General features: G+C 50.7%; 18 protein-coding genes. All 18 read right to left on the bottom strand.

The features are described 5' to 3' along the window. Positions 1–325: 325 nt before the first annotated feature. Positions 326–859 (bottom strand): hypothetical protein, encoded by a 534-nt coding sequence (locus CRG97_RS00320; protein ID WP_098741246.1) that lies wholly within the window; start codon positions 857–859, stop codon positions 326–328. 161 nt (positions 860–1,020) lie between these two features. Continuing rightward, positions 1,021–2,532, bottom strand: a complete 1,512-nt coding sequence (lysS, locus tag CRG97_RS00315) for a lysine--tRNA ligase (protein ID WP_098741245.1) — start codon at positions 2,530–2,532, stop codon at positions 1,021–1,023. Between the two features lie 314 nt (positions 2,533–2,846). Next, positions 2,847–3,323, bottom strand: coding sequence for a transcription elongation factor GreA (greA, locus tag CRG97_RS00310; RefSeq protein WP_076326680.1), 477 nt, complete (start codon positions 3,321–3,323; stop codon positions 2,847–2,849). A gap of 211 nt (positions 3,324–3,534) precedes the next feature. Continuing rightward, complete coding sequence (dusB, locus tag CRG97_RS00305; RefSeq protein WP_098741244.1) at positions 3,535–4,566, bottom strand: tRNA dihydrouridine synthase DusB; 1,032 nt, start codon at positions 4,564–4,566, stop codon at positions 3,535–3,537. Positions 4,567–4,788: 222 nt separating this feature from the next. Next, a complete protein-coding gene (locus CRG97_RS00300; protein ID WP_098741243.1) occupies positions 4,789–4,995 on the bottom strand; it encodes a helix-turn-helix domain-containing protein in 207 nt (68 codons plus the stop codon). Next, positions 4,947–5,495, bottom strand: a complete 549-nt coding sequence (folK, locus tag CRG97_RS00295; protein WP_098741242.1) for a 2-amino-4-hydroxy-6-hydroxymethyldihydropteridine diphosphokinase — start codon at positions 5,493–5,495, stop codon at positions 4,947–4,949. The genes CRG97_RS00300 and folK overlap by 49 nt, the downstream gene beginning before the upstream one ends. Positions 5,496–5,502: 7 nt before the next feature. Beyond that, the gene (gene folB, locus CRG97_RS00290) at positions 5,503–5,865 is read right to left on the bottom strand and encodes a dihydroneopterin aldolase (RefSeq protein WP_006207454.1); all 363 of its coding nucleotides are present in this window, start codon (positions 5,863–5,865) and stop codon (positions 5,503–5,505) included. Between the two features lie 38 nt (positions 5,866–5,903). After that, the gene (gene folP / locus CRG97_RS00285) at positions 5,904–6,764 is read right to left on the bottom strand and encodes a dihydropteroate synthase (RefSeq protein ID WP_098741241.1); all 861 of its coding nucleotides are present in this window, start codon (positions 6,762–6,764) and stop codon (positions 5,904–5,906) included. Further along, positions 6,761–7,648 (bottom strand): aminotransferase class IV, encoded by an 888-nt coding sequence (locus CRG97_RS00280; protein ID WP_098741240.1) that lies wholly within the window; start codon positions 7,646–7,648, stop codon positions 6,761–6,763. The genes folP and CRG97_RS00280 overlap by 4 nt, the downstream gene beginning before the upstream one ends. Then, on the bottom strand, positions 7,645–8,226 hold the full coding sequence (gene pabA / locus CRG97_RS00275) for an aminodeoxychorismate/anthranilate synthase component II (RefSeq protein WP_098741239.1): 582 nt from the start codon (positions 8,224–8,226) through the stop codon (positions 7,645–7,647). The genes CRG97_RS00280 and pabA overlap by 4 nt, the downstream gene beginning before the upstream one ends. Position 8,227: 1 nt before the next feature. Then, on the bottom strand, positions 8,228–9,892 hold the full coding sequence (locus CRG97_RS00270) for an anthranilate synthase component I family protein (RefSeq protein WP_098741238.1): 1,665 nt from the start codon (positions 9,890–9,892) through the stop codon (positions 8,228–8,230). Between the two features lie 270 nt (positions 9,893–10,162). Continuing rightward, the gene (gene cysK, locus CRG97_RS00265; RefSeq protein ID WP_076326688.1) at positions 10,163–11,098 is read right to left on the bottom strand and encodes a cysteine synthase A; all 936 of its coding nucleotides are present in this window, start codon (positions 11,096–11,098) and stop codon (positions 10,163–10,165) included. A gap of 424 nt (positions 11,099–11,522) precedes the next feature. Beyond that, a complete protein-coding gene (locus tag CRG97_RS00260) occupies positions 11,523–12,458 on the bottom strand; it encodes a peptidylprolyl isomerase (RefSeq protein ID WP_098741237.1) in 936 nt (311 codons plus the stop codon). Positions 12,459–12,478: 20 nt separating this feature from the next. Continuing rightward, positions 12,479–13,363: an Hsp33 family molecular chaperone HslO gene (hslO, locus tag CRG97_RS00255; protein WP_098741236.1), complete on the bottom strand. Its 885-nt coding sequence runs from the start codon at positions 13,361–13,363 to the stop codon at positions 12,479–12,481. Between the two features lie 57 nt (positions 13,364–13,420). Next, positions 13,421–14,185: a type III pantothenate kinase gene (locus CRG97_RS00250; RefSeq protein WP_098741235.1), complete on the bottom strand. Its 765-nt coding sequence runs from the start codon at positions 14,183–14,185 to the stop codon at positions 13,421–13,423. Continuing rightward, on the bottom strand, positions 14,182–15,057 hold the full coding sequence (nadC, locus tag CRG97_RS00245; protein WP_098741234.1) for a carboxylating nicotinate-nucleotide diphosphorylase: 876 nt from the start codon (positions 15,055–15,057) through the stop codon (positions 14,182–14,184). The genes CRG97_RS00250 and nadC overlap by 4 nt, the downstream gene beginning before the upstream one ends. Beyond that, on the bottom strand, positions 15,047–16,663 hold the full coding sequence (gene nadB / locus CRG97_RS00240; protein ID WP_098741233.1) for an L-aspartate oxidase: 1,617 nt from the start codon (positions 16,661–16,663) through the stop codon (positions 15,047–15,049). Before nadB ends, nadC begins: the two co-directional genes overlap by 11 nt. Positions 16,664–16,701: 38 nt before the next feature. Further along, positions 16,702–17,640 (bottom strand): quinolinate synthase NadA, encoded by a 939-nt coding sequence (nadA, locus tag CRG97_RS00235; protein WP_098741232.1) that lies wholly within the window; start codon positions 17,638–17,640, stop codon positions 16,702–16,704. Positions 17,641–17,653 lie beyond the last annotated feature (13 nt).

Genomic DNA, 17,653 nt, shown 5'->3' with positions numbered 1-17,653 from the left:
TTCAACGTTCCACCGAAGTGGTTCGTTTTACTCACTCGTTGTTCAGTTTTCAAAGATCAACTTCTTCGCTCGTCGCTAACAATTTATCTCGTTAGCAACTCTTATATCTTATCACATCCGCTCGATCATTGCAAGCTTTTTTTGAATTTGTTTTTCAAATTCATTTTGGCTTGTTGTTCCAAGCGTTTGTTTCGACCGTATTTCTTGGCCGGAAATATAATATACCATGGCATTCGCCAATATGCAATCCTTTTGTGCAAATTAATAATTAGGTAAAATCATACAATCATTTACTTACTATATACTAGGTATTCAGTATCTCCATTTACCCTGCCTGCTTCTTAGGCCAGAAGGTATAGCTGAAGCTATATATGAAGTCAATTCCCAGGATCACGGCCCATTGTAAGGCCATCGCCTTTAGCTGCCCCGTTCGTGCTGGTTCCCCAACCACAATCATAACGCCAAGCAATATAACTCCTATCATCCACGCCAACACATGGCGATACCACCCCTGGCGCTCACGCTTGGCGCGAGCCGCTCCATGTTTCGGGGCTGGCTCCGGTTTCTTACCACCTGCAAATCGGTGAGCAAACCGGGCGTCCGCCCATTGGATCATCCGATGCCCAAAAGCAATAGTCACCCCGATGTATACAGCTGCCAGCCCATGCATGAATCCGGCATCTGCCCCGCCACGCAGATCTATCATGGTTACGGCTATCAATAATAAGTCGATGATCGGCGTACACAGCAGCAGTATGCCGCCCGTTCTTTTCATCCCGAAGAGATATCTTGCACTTAATCCAGCGAGAACAAATACCCAGAATAAAATTTCACATCCAATAATAAAAACCCCAATCATTCCACCAGCTCCCTTATTTAATACATATGTACTAAATAAATGTAGCATAGCTTTATTCTCAGAACAAGAAAGAATCGGGATCACCATACAAAAAAGGCAGCCGACTATAGAGATCTATAGCCGACTGCCTCTTCCACAATCTATTAATGGAGCAAACGCTACTACTCCTTATTACGCATGTGCGGGAACAGCAAGACATCACGAATGGATGGGGAATTCGTAAGAAGCATGATCAAACGATCGATCCCGATACCAAGTCCGCCTGTTGGCGGCATACCATACTCCAGTGCACGCAAGAAATCTTCATCCATCTCGTGCGCTTCGTCATTGCCCTGTTCTTTTTCCTTCATCTGCGCTTCAAAACGCTGACGTTGGTCGATCGGATCATTGAGCTCCGAGAAGGCGTTCGCGTGCTCACGCGCCACGATAAACAGCTCAAAACGATCCGTGAACCGCGGATCCACGTCGTTCTTCTTCGCCAGCGGCGAAATCTCAACCGGATGACCGGTTACGAAAGTTGGCTGAATCAGCGTCTCTTCAACGAATTGCTCAAAGAACGCGTTCAAGATGTGGCCGAATGTCATATGCGGCTCTACCGGAACTTTATGTTCTTTTGCAAGGCGATGCGCTTCCTCGTTGGACATGTCCACACTAAAGTCAACGCCGACTACTTCTTTTACGGCATCAACCATGGATACACGACGCCATTGTGGCGTCAGGTCAACTTCGTGCCCTTGATAGGAAATCACTTGTGTACCCAGCACCTCTTGGGCAATATGGGCAATCATATTCTCGGTCAGTGCCATAATATCTTTATAATCCGCATAGGCTTCATAGAGCTCAATCATCGTAAACTCCGGATTATGACGGGTAGAGATCCCTTCATTCCGGTATACGCGGCCAATCTCATACACTTTTTCCAAGCCGCCCACGATCAGACGCTTCAGGTGAAGCTCAATCGCAATCCGCATATACAGCTCCATATCCAGCGCATTATGATGCGTAATGAACGGACGTGCCGCTGCACCACCAGCGATCGAATGCAAAGTCGGAGTTTCCACTTCAAGATAGCCTTGGGAATCCAGGTAACGGCGCATCGATTGAATAATACGGGAACGGGCAATGAAGGTCTTCTGTACATCTGGGTTGATAATCAGGTCGACATAACGCTGACGGTAACGGAGTTCCACATCCTTCAAACCATGGAATTTCTCAGGGAGCGGATAAAGCGACTTCGAAAGAACCTCCAGTTCCTTCACTTTAATGGTGGTTTCACCGGTTTTGGTCTTGAACAAGACCCCTTTCACCCCGATGATGTCACCCAGATCAAGGATGCTGAATGCTTCATATTGCGCTTCTGCAATCGAATCCTGGCGAACATAGATCTGAATCCGGCCGCTCAAATCTTGAATATGAGCAAAAGAAGCCTTGCCCATGCCACGCTTCGCCATAATCCGGCCGGCCAGGTTCACTTCCACCTGCTTCTCTTCCAGTTCTTCCTTGGAGAGCTCGTCATACTGTTTCAGAATATCACCTGCGTGATGTTCTCTTTCATATTTTCCGCCAAACGGATCGATGCCCAGCTTGCGAAGCTCGTCCAATTTGTTGCGGCGGATTTGCAAAAGCTCACTTAACTCCTGTTCTTGTTCCTGGTTGTTCATTTCTTCCGTCATCGTCATTCATCTCCTTCATTTCACTTCCATCGTAATCCCCAACAGCACAAATGCCGCCACCCATTACATGATCTGGACAGCCCTTGAACAACTTGTACACATTCGGTTAGGACTTAACGGTAGGGCAGCCATTCAAGACATGCCATTAACCCATTAAGCCCTCAACACAGCCTTGCCTATTCAAAATAACCCCACAAAGTGGAGCCTATGCTACGATGCTTATTCCAAATACTTTGCGGGGACCCCAAAAAACTTATAAATTCTAATATGTTAAAAAAGCCCCCCGAAGGAAGCTTTCTACACCACATTCCGACTTACTTCTTAATGTCTACAATTTTATATTGAATAACGCCCGCAGGAACGTTAACATCTACAACCGATCCTTTTTGCTTGCCAATAATCGCTTTGCCTACAGGACTCTCGTTAGAGATCTTGTTGTTAAGCGGATCCGATTCAGCCGTACCTACAATGGTATATTGCATCGTGTCGCCGAATTCCAAATCCTCTACGATCACCGTGTTGCCCACGCCGACGACATCGGTATTGATATCATCATTGTTGATGATGCGCGCATTGCGGAGCATTTTCTCCAGCGTTATAATCCGGCCTTCGATAAAGGCTTGCTCGTTCTTGGCGTCTTCATATTCGGAGTTTTCACTAATATCACCATAACCGATGGCAACTTTAATCCGCTCAGCCACTTCACGGCGTTTTACAGACTTTAGATTCTCAAGTTCGTCCTCCAGTTTCTTCAGACCGTCCTGGGTAAGAATGACTTCTTTATCGCTCATTAACCGATTCTCCTGTCATGTAAATAATTTAAACCACGGTATCAACATACTATATGCGAATTCTTGGGGATCAGAACTTCCCTCTGATGCCTGCTCAATTTCTTGAATTTATACTGAAAGATTATATGGGAACCATTTCAAAAAGTCAATGCGCGCAAAGGCTGTTACGAATGTCGCATACACGCACCCATATAACAGCCTGCACCCCTAATTATCCCATCGCCGCAACGGCTTGAGGGTATACACTTTTTGTCGATTCTTCTTGGGCCTCCAGATTGTTCACAAAGTTGTTCAGAAGGTTCACCATTTCGTCGCGCTTCGTTTCTTCCATAATCATATCTTTAATGCGAGCGGAGCCCTTCAGCCCTTTCAAATACCAGGAAAGATGCTTGCGCATTTCCCGTACCGCAACCGCTTCGCCGCGCAAAGCGATCAGCCGGTCCATATGCAGAATGGCAATCCGGATTTTCTCCTGCGGAGCCGGATCCGGCAGCAGCTGGCCTGTCTTCAGGTACTCCACGGTACGATACAGCATCCATGGGTTCCCCAGCGCTCCGCGACCGATCATGACACCATCGCAGCCTGTCGTATCCAGCATCCGGCGAGCATCCTCCGGCGTCACCACATCGCCGTTACCGATAACCGGAATGGAGACGGCTTCTTTCACTTGGCGAATGATGTCCCAATCCGCGTGCCCGGTGTAGAGCTGCTCGCGCGTGCGTCCGTGAACGCTGACCGCCTGACCGCCCGCGCGTTCGACAGCTTGTGCATTTTCGACAGCATAGATGTGATCGCTATCCCAGCCTGTACGCATCTTCACCGTGACCGGTTTGTTCACGGCATCAACAACGGCCGCTACCATTTCATAGATTTTGTTCGAATCCAGAAGCCAGCGCGCACCCGCATCAACCTTCGTTACCTTCGGTGCAGGACAGCCCATGTTAATGTCGATGATGTCGGCATTGGTTTGCTGATCGACAACTTTGGCCGCTTCCACCAGGGATTCGCGGTCACCTCCAAAAATTTGCAGGCTCAGCGGTTTCTCCCGCTCGTCGACGAACAGCATCTCCTGGGTGCGCTTGTTCCCGTGAACAATGGCCTTGCCGCTCACCATTTCGGCGCAAACCAAACCGGTACCGAATTCCTTAGCAATCAAGCGGAACGCCGGGTTGCACACGCCTGCCATGGGCGCCAGAACCACTTGGTTCTTCATCTCGATGTTTCCGATTTGCAACTTATCCATTTTATGTGTCACCCCTTTATATTCAGATATTTATAGTCGAAAGATCCCGGTTATCGTGCAAGGGATCCATAAGTTTCAAACCAACCCATCATACTCTGAATCGCACCCTCGTCCAGTCCGCAAAAATTACATGTCTTGTAGATCGCATCCAGAAGCATCATCCTATATTAATGGCCGGGTTTAATGAAAATAAACCTGCACCGGCTTTTCTATTCGGAGGTTCTAGCTCCGTTCCTTAAGCTCCTGCATTGTAATCTCCAGCACGTCCGCAATCTGAACCAGCATCTGCTCCTCGGCACGGCGGTTCCCCCGCTCAATCGCACCAAGGACGGCCAGTGATATACCGGTACGCTCGGCGAGCTCTTGCTGGGTTAAACCCTTCAATTTTCGGAAAGCGCGGATACGCTGCGCCAGCTGCTTGTTTTCCAAAGCTGTATTCCTTCCTTTCCTTCCAGGTTCTCAAGTGCTGTCTTCACTACAGGGTACAGACCTGAAGGTTCGAGCTCAAATACGATATCGGCCAGCGGTCTGAGCACAAAAGCCCGTTCCTGCATACGGGGGTGCGGCAGAACAAGGTCCGGCGTATCCAGACGGCGTCCTTCCATCCATAACAGGTCCAAGTCCACCGTCCGCGGCCCCCAATGAATATGACGTACCCGGCCGAGCTGCTTTTCAATTCGCTGCATTTCGGCAAGCAGCTCATGAGGACTCAGCGATGTCGACACGGCTGTGGCCATATTAAGAAACATCGGTTGATCCACATAGCCGACCGGCTCGGTTTCATACAAGTTGGATACGCGCTCTACCGATATGCTAGGTACTTCGTCCAACCGTTCTAAAGCCTCCATCAGGTTACCCTCGCGGTCTCCCAAATTGGCCCCTAAAGCAATATAAGCCTCTGAACACTCAGAGGTGGCGTGTGAATTCATGATCGTCTCACTTCCTGGTCCGGTGCAGCTCAATGGTCACACCTTCAAAATGAATGTCAAAAGGCGGGTGCGGCTTCGTCAATCGGACCGTTAAAGCATCGATAATAGTATAAGTGTCCAATACCTTAGATGCAATATGCTCCGCTAAAGCTTCAATCAGGCGGAACGACTCCGTCCGCATAATATCCAGCAAGAGATCATGAATCTCCGCATAATTTACCGTTAACGTCAAGTCATCCGTCTTCGCAGCTTTGCTCAAATCCATCTCCAGCTCCAGATCCACATAGAATCGTTGACCCAGCTTGCGCTCTTCCTCAAACACACCGTGGTAGCCGTAGTATTCCATGCGGCTCAGTATCATTTTATCCATCTCGTACTCCGCCCTTCCATCCTTTGTCCCGAAAAAAATTATATACGTGTAAGCTCCGTTGAAGCGTAAGTCATGGCATCACACATCTTCGCTGTCCGTTTCATATGCAACACGTCATGCACACGAACGATCTGGCAACCTTGCGCAATCCCGTAAGCCACCGTGGCGGCCGTTCCTTCCAGCACATCCTGTGCCGGGGCGCCAAGTGCGGTCTGGATAAACCTTTTGCGGGAGGTAGCCAGCAGCACCGGAAACCCAAGCCCTACAAGCTGATCGAGGGAGGCCATCACTTTCATGTTCTCGTCATAGTCCTTGGCAAACCCGATACCCGGGTCGAGCAAAATATGCTGATCCTGCACACCTGCAGCCCTTGCAATTTCGACACTTTCCAGCAAATCGCGCTTTACGTCCTCGATGAGATTGATGTAATTCCGATCGCGGCGATTGTGCATCAAAATCACGGGGCATCCGAGCTCTGCCGCTGTCTTGGGCATATCCGCATCGTCTTTAAAGCCCCAAATATCATTTATGATATGAGCGCCCGCTCCAATAGCCTGACGCGCAACTTCCGCTTTATACGTGTCAATTGATAATGGAATATGCGGCGCATGCCGATGGATGGCTTCTATAACCGGGATAACGCGGGCGAGCTCCTCTTCAGCTCCAACCGGCTCATGGCCTGGACGCGTCGATTCTCCGCCGATATCGATGATGTCAGCTCCCTCTTCCACCAGCTGAAGCGCGTGCTTGACCGCCCGCTCCATGTCGTGATAACGACCTCCGTCGGAGAACGAATCCGGCGTCACATTCAATATGCCCATAATGAGCGTGGATTGACCGAGCTTTAACACAGCATCCTTGCTCAGCCGATATTCACGTTCGTAAATCGTTGTTTTCATGCCTTTTGCCCTGCTTTCCTTCTATATGCGCTCAGTAATGTACGGGTTATCGGACCGACCAATCCTTGTCCAATGACTAGACTCTCACCTTCAGCTCCAATCAACGTCGTAACCGGAACAATCTCCTGTACAGAACCGGTCGTAAATATTTCATCCGCTCCAGTGAAAAACTCCCAGCTGTAACGGCCTTCTTCGACTTCCATCCCAAGATCGGCAGCCAATTCCAGCACCACGGCCCGGGTAATCCCCGGCAAAATGCCCGTACTTACGTCAGGCGTATATAAACGACCCGCTTTGACAAAAAAGACATTGCTGACAATGCCCTCTGCCACTTCCCCGGCCGCCGTTAGCATCAGCCCCTCTGTCGGACCGTCCGAGTGGCTGGGGTATTCGGCCAATTCCCGCTTTGCGAGTATATTGTTCATATAATGCAGAGATTTCAGCCGAACCGAGGATTCCGGCGTGTTCCGCGGAAGGGACAGCCGCCGCATGGCTCTGCCTTTCTCGTAGAGCATTTCGTTTGCGGCCGGAAGCTCTTTGGCGAATAAAATCTCGGAAGGCCTCAAATAATCGCCAGCAGGCAGACCGAGTAATCCCTCTCCTGCCGTTACGGTATATCGAATATAAGCATCCTGGAGACCATTGGCCTCCATCAGTTCCGTTATCCAGCGGCTGATCCTCTCAGCATCCGCCCTGTGGACGATCCCGAGCTCCCGGCAGCTGTCCATGAGCCGGCTCAAGTGCCGCTCTAATAAAAAAGGCTTCCCCTTATAAGTGCGGAAGGTCTCGAATAACCCCATTCCGTACAGAAGACCGTGATCCATTACAGGTATGACAGCCTCGGCAGCTTCAACGATGCCGCCGTTCATGCCAATATATTTCATGCTTTGGTGCCAGCTGTACGCTTCAAGAAATTGCGCAGCATTTGATGGCCATGGTCCGTAATGATGGATTCCGGATGGAACTGCACCCCTTCTATGGGATATTGTTTATGCCGAAGCCCCATGATTTCGCCCTCTTCGGTCCAGGCGGTAATCTCCAGCTCATCCGGCAAAGTTTCCTTCTCAACGATCAGCGAGTGATAGCGCGTTGCGGTGAACGGAACCGGTAAGCCTTCGAAGACCGAGCCGCCCGTATGCTGGATCGCGGATGTTTTCCCGTGCATAAGGCGCTCCGCACGAATCACGTTGCCGCCAAAGGCTTGCCCGATCGCCTGATGGCCGAGGCAGACGCCAAAGATCGGAATCACACCCTTGAAATGCGAAATAACATCCAGACTGATGCCGGCTTCATTCGGCGTGCACGGTCCCGGAGATATCAGGATATGGTCCGGGGCCAATGCCTCGATACCAGCGATGTCGATCTCATCATTCCGGTAAACCTTCACTTCTTCGCCGAGCTCACCCAAATATTGAACCAGGTTATACGTAAACGAATCATAATTATCGATGACAAGTATCATATTATTTCCCCCCTATATTCGCGGATACCACTGCCGCTTCTTCTTCACTGCATATCAGAGCGGCAATCAAAGCCTTTGCCTTGTTATGACACTCCCTGTATTCCCGGTACGGATCGGAGTCAATGACAATCCCCGCGCCCGTCTGGATGTAGCCGACCCCATCCTTCACGGCGAGGGTCCGAATAATAATGTTGAGCTCCATATCACCATTATAATCGATCCAGCCCATGGAGCCGGTATAGGGTCCCCGCGTCACGGGCTCCAGCTCTTCGATGATCTCCATGGTCCGGATTTTGGGTGCGCCTGTAATGGTGCCGCCGGGGAACGCTGCCGCAATGACATCATACGCATGTTTGCCCTCTGAAATCCGCCCTTCCACTTGCGACACCAGATGCATCACGTGAGAGTACCTTTCGACGGTCATCAGCTCCGGAACATGCACGGTCCCGTATGCGGCAATGCGGCCAATGTCATTACGCTCCAAATCGACCAGCATAATATGCTCCGCCCGTTCTTTCTCGCTGCCAAGCAGTTCTGCTTCCATTGCCGCATCCTCTTCCGGATTGCTTCCCCGGCGCCGAGTTCCCGCAATCGGTCGTGCAGATACGACATCGCCATCCAGCTTCACCAGCAATTCCGGTGAGCCGCTAGCCAAGCTGAAGCCCGGCGAGGATAAATACCCCATATACGGCGACGGATTCAGGATACGCAGCCACTCATAAATATCCGCGGGGTCCGCATGCAGCTGCAAATGACGGCGCAGAGACAAATTGACCTGAAATACATCACCCTGCCGAATATACTCTTGAATCGAGCGTACCGCCTGCTCGAACGCTTCCTGCGTAAAATCAATCTCCAGCCGATCCCAAATCTCGACATTCGGCCCGGACAGCTCCTGCGCTTTCTTCCATCGTTCCTGCCGCACGTGCTCATCTTCGGACTCCGAGCCGTTCCCTAAGACTGTTCCGAACATTTGATTCCATTGGGACAGCATCGATTCAGCCCTTACGACAGCCCGATCATATAACTCCTGCAATAGCTTCTCTTGATCGATTGAAAGCACCGAACCTCTGGATGCATCAACAGAAGCACCGGATACCGTCTTTTCCTCCGAAACTTCCCCGGTCCCGAATGCCCAAGGCAGAGGGACATGCACCGAGCAGTAGACGCTGTCATCTGCATGATCATAGATCCAGATCTCTTCTATGCGCATCCACATATAATCCAGGAACCCCGGCTCATCTTTGGCTATTTTTGGGAGCTGCTCAATCGATCGGATCACATCGTAGCTTAGAAAACCGGCGTAGCCACCGCGAAAGTCCGGCCATCCCGGTACACGGGGAGCCCGCCATTCTTTCATCCACTGCTCTAACAGATGCAGCGGCTTTCCCGTTACCTGCGTTCGCGAATCCCCCGACAGCTCAATGATCTCTCCATGGCTCCCCTTCCCCTGCAGAATGGACACCGGCCGCAATCCAAGATACGTATAGCGTCCACCCTTACCACTCTCCAGCACAAAGGCATACGGCGATGCCGCTTTCCATGCATGTCTCCATGACAGGGGTAACCCTCTTGTTGCTCCTTTATATTGAACCAGATAGGGAACGACGGACCAGCCCTCTTTAGCCCATGCCTGCCACTGGGCCAGCTCCACTCTTCTCTCCATGCCGATCCTCCCTTAGTCATCAAAAGCCTTACTGTTGCCTGTCAGTATACTGTATCCCGCTTCTCTTGAAAACCCTAAATAGAAGCTCGTCCAACAATAATTTTTGGAGCGGTCATCCCGTGGATTCCAATAAAGCGTTATCTTTGGGACTAGTATACGCAAAAAGCCCTCAATGCTATAAAAACACATTGAGGGCCCCTTCCTTGTCACGCATTATCTCACCCAGATGAGGTGAGACCATGCGCGCATATTACAATATCATCTTACTCGTTACTCGAAGTTATAGAGCGGCGTGCTCAGGTAACGTTCTCCGTTACTTGGGATCACGGCTACCACCCGCTTGCCTTTACCAAGCTCTTTGGCAACCTTCAATGCCGCGTATACAGCCGCACCGGAAGAAATGCCGCCAAGAACGCCTTCTTCCTTCGCCACACGGCGGGAGGTTTCAAAGGCATCGTCATTCTCGACATGAACGATTTCATCGTAGACTTCTTGGTTCAAAATTTCAGGAATGAAGTTTGCGCCAATACCCTGGATTTTGTGAGGACCTGGTTTGCCTCCGGCAAGGATTGGCGATGCAGCAGGCTCAACTGCAATGACCTTAATATCAGGGAATTGCTCTTTCAGCACTTCGCCCGCCCCTGTAATCGTTCCGCCTGTTCCGATACCTGCCACGAACGCATCCAAGGAACCGCCGATGGATTGGATCGCTTCAACGATTTCCGGACCTGTTGTTTCACGGTGGATTTTCACGTTGGCTTGGTTATTGAATTGATCGGCCATAAAGAATCCCGCATTTTCCTTCAGAATTTCTTCCGCCTTCTTAACCGCACCGTTCATTCCTTCCGATCCCGGTGTCAGTACCAGTTCCGCGCCATAGGCACGCAGCAGGTTGCGGCGCTCCAAGCTCATGGTTTCAGGCATAACGATAACCGCTTTGTAGCCTTTGGCAGCTGCCACCATAGCTAGACCAATACCGGTATTACCGCTTGTTGCTTCAATAATGGTATCGCCCGGCTTCAAACGTCCGTCCTTCTCCGCTTCTTCCACAATGCTGATCGCGATCCGGTCTTTAACGCTTGCACCCGGGTTCTGGTATTCCAGCTTCAGATAAATCTCTGCGCTATCCTCCGGTACGATCCGATTCAAACGGACGAGTGGAGTTCCACCGATTAATTCTGTCACATTGTTTACGACTTTTGCCATGAATGAAGCCCTCCTCTAAATATGAATCTGGATAAACTAGTAAATCCATAATGGTGTTATACATTCTAATGTCGAATCATTAAATTTGTGGTGTCTGGATGTTGAAAGAAAAGCAGAGCCAGCATATAGACTCTAATTCTTGATAATTGAGGTTGCTGATATCCGAGTAAAAAGGTAGGTTTTTATACCTTCATCTTATCAACGTTACGTGTCATTGTCAATATCCCACATCTCGAAAATCAACATTTCTAGGTGGATTTTCCTGCGCCTCCCGAACGAGGAAAAGCGATTTCGCCTCTAGTCATGCACGCTATGAAACCCACCATTCCCATTAATAAAACCTTTTGCAACCTTCAACGCAAAAAAAGCTCCTGCAGCCACATCTTACTCCGCCACAGCAGCTTTCTTCATGTTCTTCTTCTATTTACAACGTGACCGTACCAGCGCTAATCCGGGCCTCGTATTTCTCGCGAAGCTGACGCTCCAGTTCGGATAAAGACACCGACTGCTCTAGGGCCAGTTGCTTACGAACCGCCTCGCGGACACTTTCCTCGCTCGGGGCCTGAGGCTCGATAATTTCCTTCACATAAACAATGGCATAGGTGTCTGTGAGCGAGATCGGCCCCGCAATATCCCCGGGCTCAAGCGTTGAAGCTGCATTCAGCAGTGCCGGCGGCAAGAAGGGATCATCCTCCTCGACCAAGCCGATCTGCCCGCCGTCTTCGCGAGTATACTCATCGAGAGATACCTGAGCCGCGAGATCCGCAAAAGCTTCTCCATTCTCCAGCCGATCCATGACCCGTTCTGCCTCATCTTCCGAAGCGACCTCGATCATGGATAAATTCAACTGTTTCTTGGGGCGAAATTGGTCAGGGTACTGTTCCAGATACGAATCGATCTGCTGCTCTTCGATGTGTACGTCGGAAGTCGCAATTTTCTCAAGCAGCAGCCGATACATCGTCTCTGTCTTTAATTCACTCTCCGTAATGCCAAGCTGATCTTCCATTTCCGATAAGAAACGTTCCTTAGAACCGTAGCTGTGGCTCATGACTTCGATTTCTGCATCGACTTCCGCCGGCATAACATCAATATCCTTCGCTTTGGCCTCCAGAGCCACGGCGTGCCGATTCAGCATGGTCATCAGCATTTCGCGGCCATAACGCTTCTTTAGCTCGTCAACCCACTCGTCTTCGGTAATCGCCCTGTCCTGGATGGATGCAACTGGTTGGGAGCCATCTTTCCAAGGTGGTGAAGCCTCTTGCGATAAATTCCCGGAAAACAGCATCCAGCCGCCCATACCCAATACGCATGCTGTCAAGACAATGACGGTCGCCCACAATCCCTTCTCTTGTCTCGTCATCACGGTCGCTCATCCCAACGTTAAGATTTGGCCCGCTCTAGCACGGATTTTAGCTGTTCTCTATCGAACGTATATTTTTCATTGCAAAAATGACAAGAAACTTCGGCCTTGCCATCCTCTTCGATCATCTGCTCAAGCTCTGCCTGTCCCAAGCTGATCAAAGCCCGCTCCACCCGCTCATGCGAGCAGTCACAGCTGAAGTACACGTCCATTTCCTCCAAAATGGTCACATCCGGAACTACTCGTTTCAGGATGTCTTCCAGTTCCAGTCCTTCTTCCAGCATCTCGGTGATCGGTGGAATCTTGCTCAGCGCAAGCTCAAGCTCCGTAATCTCATCCTCGGTAACGCCAGGGAGAAGCTGAACGATGAAGCCGCCCGCATTTGCCACGGAATAATCCGGTGAAACCAGCACACCTAGGCTTACCGCCGAGTTGGTCTGTTCGGATACGGCAAAATAGTATGTGAAGTCTTCAGCGAGCTCGCCCGAAATAATCGGTACACTGCCACGGTAAGGCTCCTTCAACCCGAAATCCTTGATCACATCAATATGGCCGGTGGTCCCTACAGCAGCGGCAACATCCATCTTACCCGGACGGATATTCGTCAGCTCCACATGCGGATTTTTGACATATCCGCGGACCTCGCCGTTGGCATTACTCTCCGCCGCAATCAAACCGATCGGTCCGTCGCCTCGCACTTGAATGCTAAGACGCTCGTCTCCTTTCAGCATAGCTCCCATCATCGCTGCTGCTGACACGGTGCGGCCCAAAGCGGCTGTGACGACAGGAAACGTATCATGTCTTTGGCGAAGCTCTTCAACCAAATCGGCTGTCCGAACGGCAAATGTCCGTACTTTCCCGTTTAATGCTGTTCCCCGCAGCAAACGGTCTTTTTGATTACCCATCTTGAGGCCTCCTTGTCTTTCTAGTTGTTTGTAATATCTAACGGTTTTATAGCGGTTCTAGTTACGCTCATAAATAATACGCAAGCCTTCTAATGTCAGAAGAGGAGAAATCTCTTCAATGGACTCCGTTTCGCTGGCAATCAGCTCGGCCATTCCCCCGGTAGCGATAACCTTAACATTGTCCGTACCCATCTCGGCTTTTATACGCTTGACCAGGCCATCAACTTGTCCCGCATAACCAAAAACGATGCCGGCCTGCATGGCATGTACGGTATTGCGCCCAATTACTTTTTTCGGCTTTTCGAGCTCTACGCGAGGAAGCTTGGAAGCACGCTGTACCAGAGCCTCAGTAGCAATGCCAATACCAGGCACAATCACTCCGCCAAGATAATTGCCTGCCTCATCAATGCAATCAAACGTCGTCGCCGTACCGAAATCCACCACAATCAGCGGCCCCCCGTACTGCTCGACGGCTGCTACTGCATTCACGATCCGGTCAGCGCCAACCTCGCGCGGATTCTCATACCGCAGATTCAGTCCTGTTTTGATCCCCGGTCCTACGATCAGGGGCGCCTTGCCAATATATTTATTGCACATCTCCTCGACAACACGTACAAGAGGAGGAACTACGGAAGAAACAATTACGCCTTCTATTTGGCTTACCAATATATTGGACATTTGAAACAAATTGTGAATCAACACACCGTATTCATCCACGGTGGACTGACGCGATGTACTGATTCGAAAATCATGCAGCAGCTTCTTCCCCTGATACACACCCAGTACAATGTTGGTATTCCCTACATCCACAACTAGAATCAACCTTCTGTCCCTCCTTTCTTCGCATTCAGATCCAGACTGATATCGAGACTATGGAAAGAATAAGTCAGCCGTCCAACGGATATCACGTCGACCCCGGTCTCGGCAATCCCGCGCACGGTCTCCAGCGTCACGTTCCCCGATGCTTCGACGCGAACATGAGGAGCCTTGGCCTTGATTCTTCGAACAGACTCCGCCATCATGTCATGACTCATGTTATCCAGCATAATAATATCTGCGCCTGCAGCCAGTGCTTCCTCCACCTGCGCCAAGCTCTCGGTTTCAACTTCTATCGTCATGGTATGTGGAATATGGGCTCTTGCCCGGCTGACCGCTTGCGCGATTCCTCCTGCACCCTTAATGTGATTATCCTTAATCATAACGGCATCGTACAGACCGAAACGATGGTTCGCGCCGCCGCCAACCCGAACGGCATACTTCTCAAGCATTCGGTGGCCGGGTGTCGTTTTGCGGGTGTCCACCAATCTTGTCGGCAATCCCTCAAGTACATCAACAAAAGAACGTGTTCTTGTTGCAATACCCGACAGCCGCTGAAGCAAATTCAAAGCGAGGCGCTCGCCTGTCAAAATACGGTGAGTGCTTCCTTCCACTTCGGCGAGAACCGTCCCTTTTTCAACCTCGTCCCCATCCCGAACCAATGCCGTAAAAGTTAGCGACGGATCAACCGTTTCGAATACCAGCTCTGCTACCGGCATACCTGCCACGATTCCAGCCTCCTTGGCATGGATAACGCCCTTGGATTCATGACCCGGCTCAATGGTGGTGAGAGTCGTAATGTCCCCCGACCCAATATCCTCCTGCAGCCAAGTCCGTATACTTTGGAGAAGGCCATCGTTGTATCCGTTAAACATCATCGCTTAATTCCTCCGTCATTTCTTGATCCCGTGTATGGACAATATGTTTCTGCCATACGCTGTCATTCCGCTCCGGGAAATCCTCACGGTAGTGGGCTCCCCGGCTTTCTTCACGACCCAGCGCACCCTGCACCACGAGTAAGGATGCTGTGAGCATGTTGGCAAACTCGTATTCCTCACGCTTGGAGAGCATCGATTGGAACAATGGCAGCTGACGGCTGAGCTCTTCTGCTGCTCTTAATAGAGTATCCCTATTTCTCCGAAGTCCTGCATAACGTACCATCACCTTCTGAAGCTTCAAGCGCTTTTCCACCATCGCTTGGGACGGAGCGTCCTTGCGACCGAGATGGAATGATACATGAAGTGGATCTCCTGAGGGTTCCGGCAGACTCTTAATGCGCTCGACAATACGACTGCCGTACACAATCGCCTCCGACAGCGAATTGCTGGCCAAACGGTTCGCCCCGTGAACACCGGTAGACGATACCTCTCCGCAAGCAAATAAACGCTTCACGCTGCTCTCGCCATGCAGATTGGTTTTGATGCCCCCCATCATATAATGCGCAGCCGGGGAGACCGGAATCCAATCTGACGATAAATCGAGTCCATATTGCATGCAGGTTTCATAAATCGTTGGGAATCGATGTTTGACCATCTCCGGCAACTCATGGGTAATATCCAGATAAACAAAGGTAGACCCCGTTGCTTCCATCTCACTGACAATGGCCCGCGCTACAATATCCCGCGGCGCCAGCTCCTGCAAATCATGGTATTTGGGCATGAACCGTTCCCCTCGTATATTCCGAAGAACAGCCCCTTCACCGCGAACCGCCTCTGATATAAGGAATCGGGGCGCCCCCGGATAACTAAGCGCCGTCGGGTGGAACTGTATAAACTCCATATCCCGAATTTCTGCGCCTGCCCGATAAGCCATGGCAACGCCATCCGCTGTGGCAACCTCCGGATTGGTCGTATACCGGTACAATTGACCGGCGCCGCCGGAACACATCACCGTCGCCCGTCCACGTACGAATACCCGTTTGCCGTCCGGCATCTGTACTAAAACGCCATGGCACTCTCCCTGCTCGGTAATCAGGTCAATGACAAAATGATCGTCCCACACCTCTACATTGTGAAGCATTTCAACCTGAATGGAAAGGGCACGCACGATTTCATATCCGGTAGCATCCCCGTTGGCATGAAGGATCCGGCGATGACTGTGCGCGCCTTCTTGGGTCAGTGCGAGCTCGCCATTCTCCACATCAAACATCGTACCGAGCCGAATCAGCTCTTGAACACCAACCGGACCCTCGTTGACAAGCACATCCACCGCGGCAGAAGAACATAGGCCCGCCCCTGCCAGGAGGGTGTCCTGCCGGTGGTAGGCCGGAGAGTCATCCTCGGCTGTTACGGCTGCAATCCCCCCCTGTGCATAACGCGTGTTGCTTTCGAGCAGCGATTTCTTCGTAATCAATAGCACATTCTGAGTCGCGCTTGCCATGATCGCCGTATATAAACCCGCAATGCCTGAACCGATCACGATGACATCCGTCTCAATGACCGGAAGATCGTTCAGCTCAAAATCAATTAAATACTGCGGTATCACGATGCCTCACCTGTCTTTTCACGAAAGAGTAGCGCATGCTACTTAACTTGTAACATGCGCTCTAATGAAGTTCTGGCTTTCTCTGCAACGACCGGCGGCACATAAATTTGCGGCTTCATCGTTTCCAACGCTTTAACCAGCTTTTTGAGGTTATTCACTTTCATATTCGGACACACCAGGAACTTCGTAGCGAAGTGGAACGATTTATCCGGGCTATCCAATCGAAGCTGATATCCGGTTCCATCCTCGGTGCCCACGATAAACTCCTTGGCAGATGAATTTTTGCAATACTCCAGGATAGCGGTGGTACTCCCTACAAAATCGCCCATCGCAACAACCTCTGGACGGCATTCCGGATGCACCACAAATTCCGCATGAGGATATTTGGCCTTCATCTCGACAACATCCTTAACCGTCAGCATGTCATGCGTGTTGCAATACCCTTCCCAGATAATGAGCTTCTTGTCGGTATGCTGCTGAACATAATGTCCCAGGTTTTTATCAGGCACCCATATAATTTCATCCGAATCCACCGACTGAATCACTTTCACGGCATTGGATGACGTACAGCAGATATCCGTTTCGGCTTTGATCTCAGCTGATGAATTGATGTATGTGACCACTTTCGCATTCGGATGCTGCGCTTTCAGCTTCCGCAGTCCGTCAACGTTCACCATATCCGCCATAGGGCAGCCAGCCCGCTCATCAGGTATAAGAACCGTCTTGCCCGGTGCCAGAATTTTAGCGCTCTCGCCCATAAAATGCACACCGCAAAATACGATGACCTCAGCATCGGTTTGTGCTGCCTTCTGCGCGAGAAGGAAGGAATCCCCCCGGAAATCAGCGACCTCTTGTATTTCGTCCCGTTGATAATAATGAGCCAAAATGATTGCATTACGTTCCTTCTTCAATTGCATTAACCGCTCACGCAGTTCACGGTTCTGTTCTGCCTTACGCTCCAGTGCCAAAGCTTCCATGATCGACCCTCTC

The organism is Paenibacillus sp. EZ-K15 (assembly GCF_002573715.1).
Classification (GTDB): Bacteria; Bacillota; Bacilli; order Paenibacillales; family Paenibacillaceae; genus Paenibacillus_AQ.
This window is presented reverse-complemented; position numbering and strand designations above follow the sequence as displayed.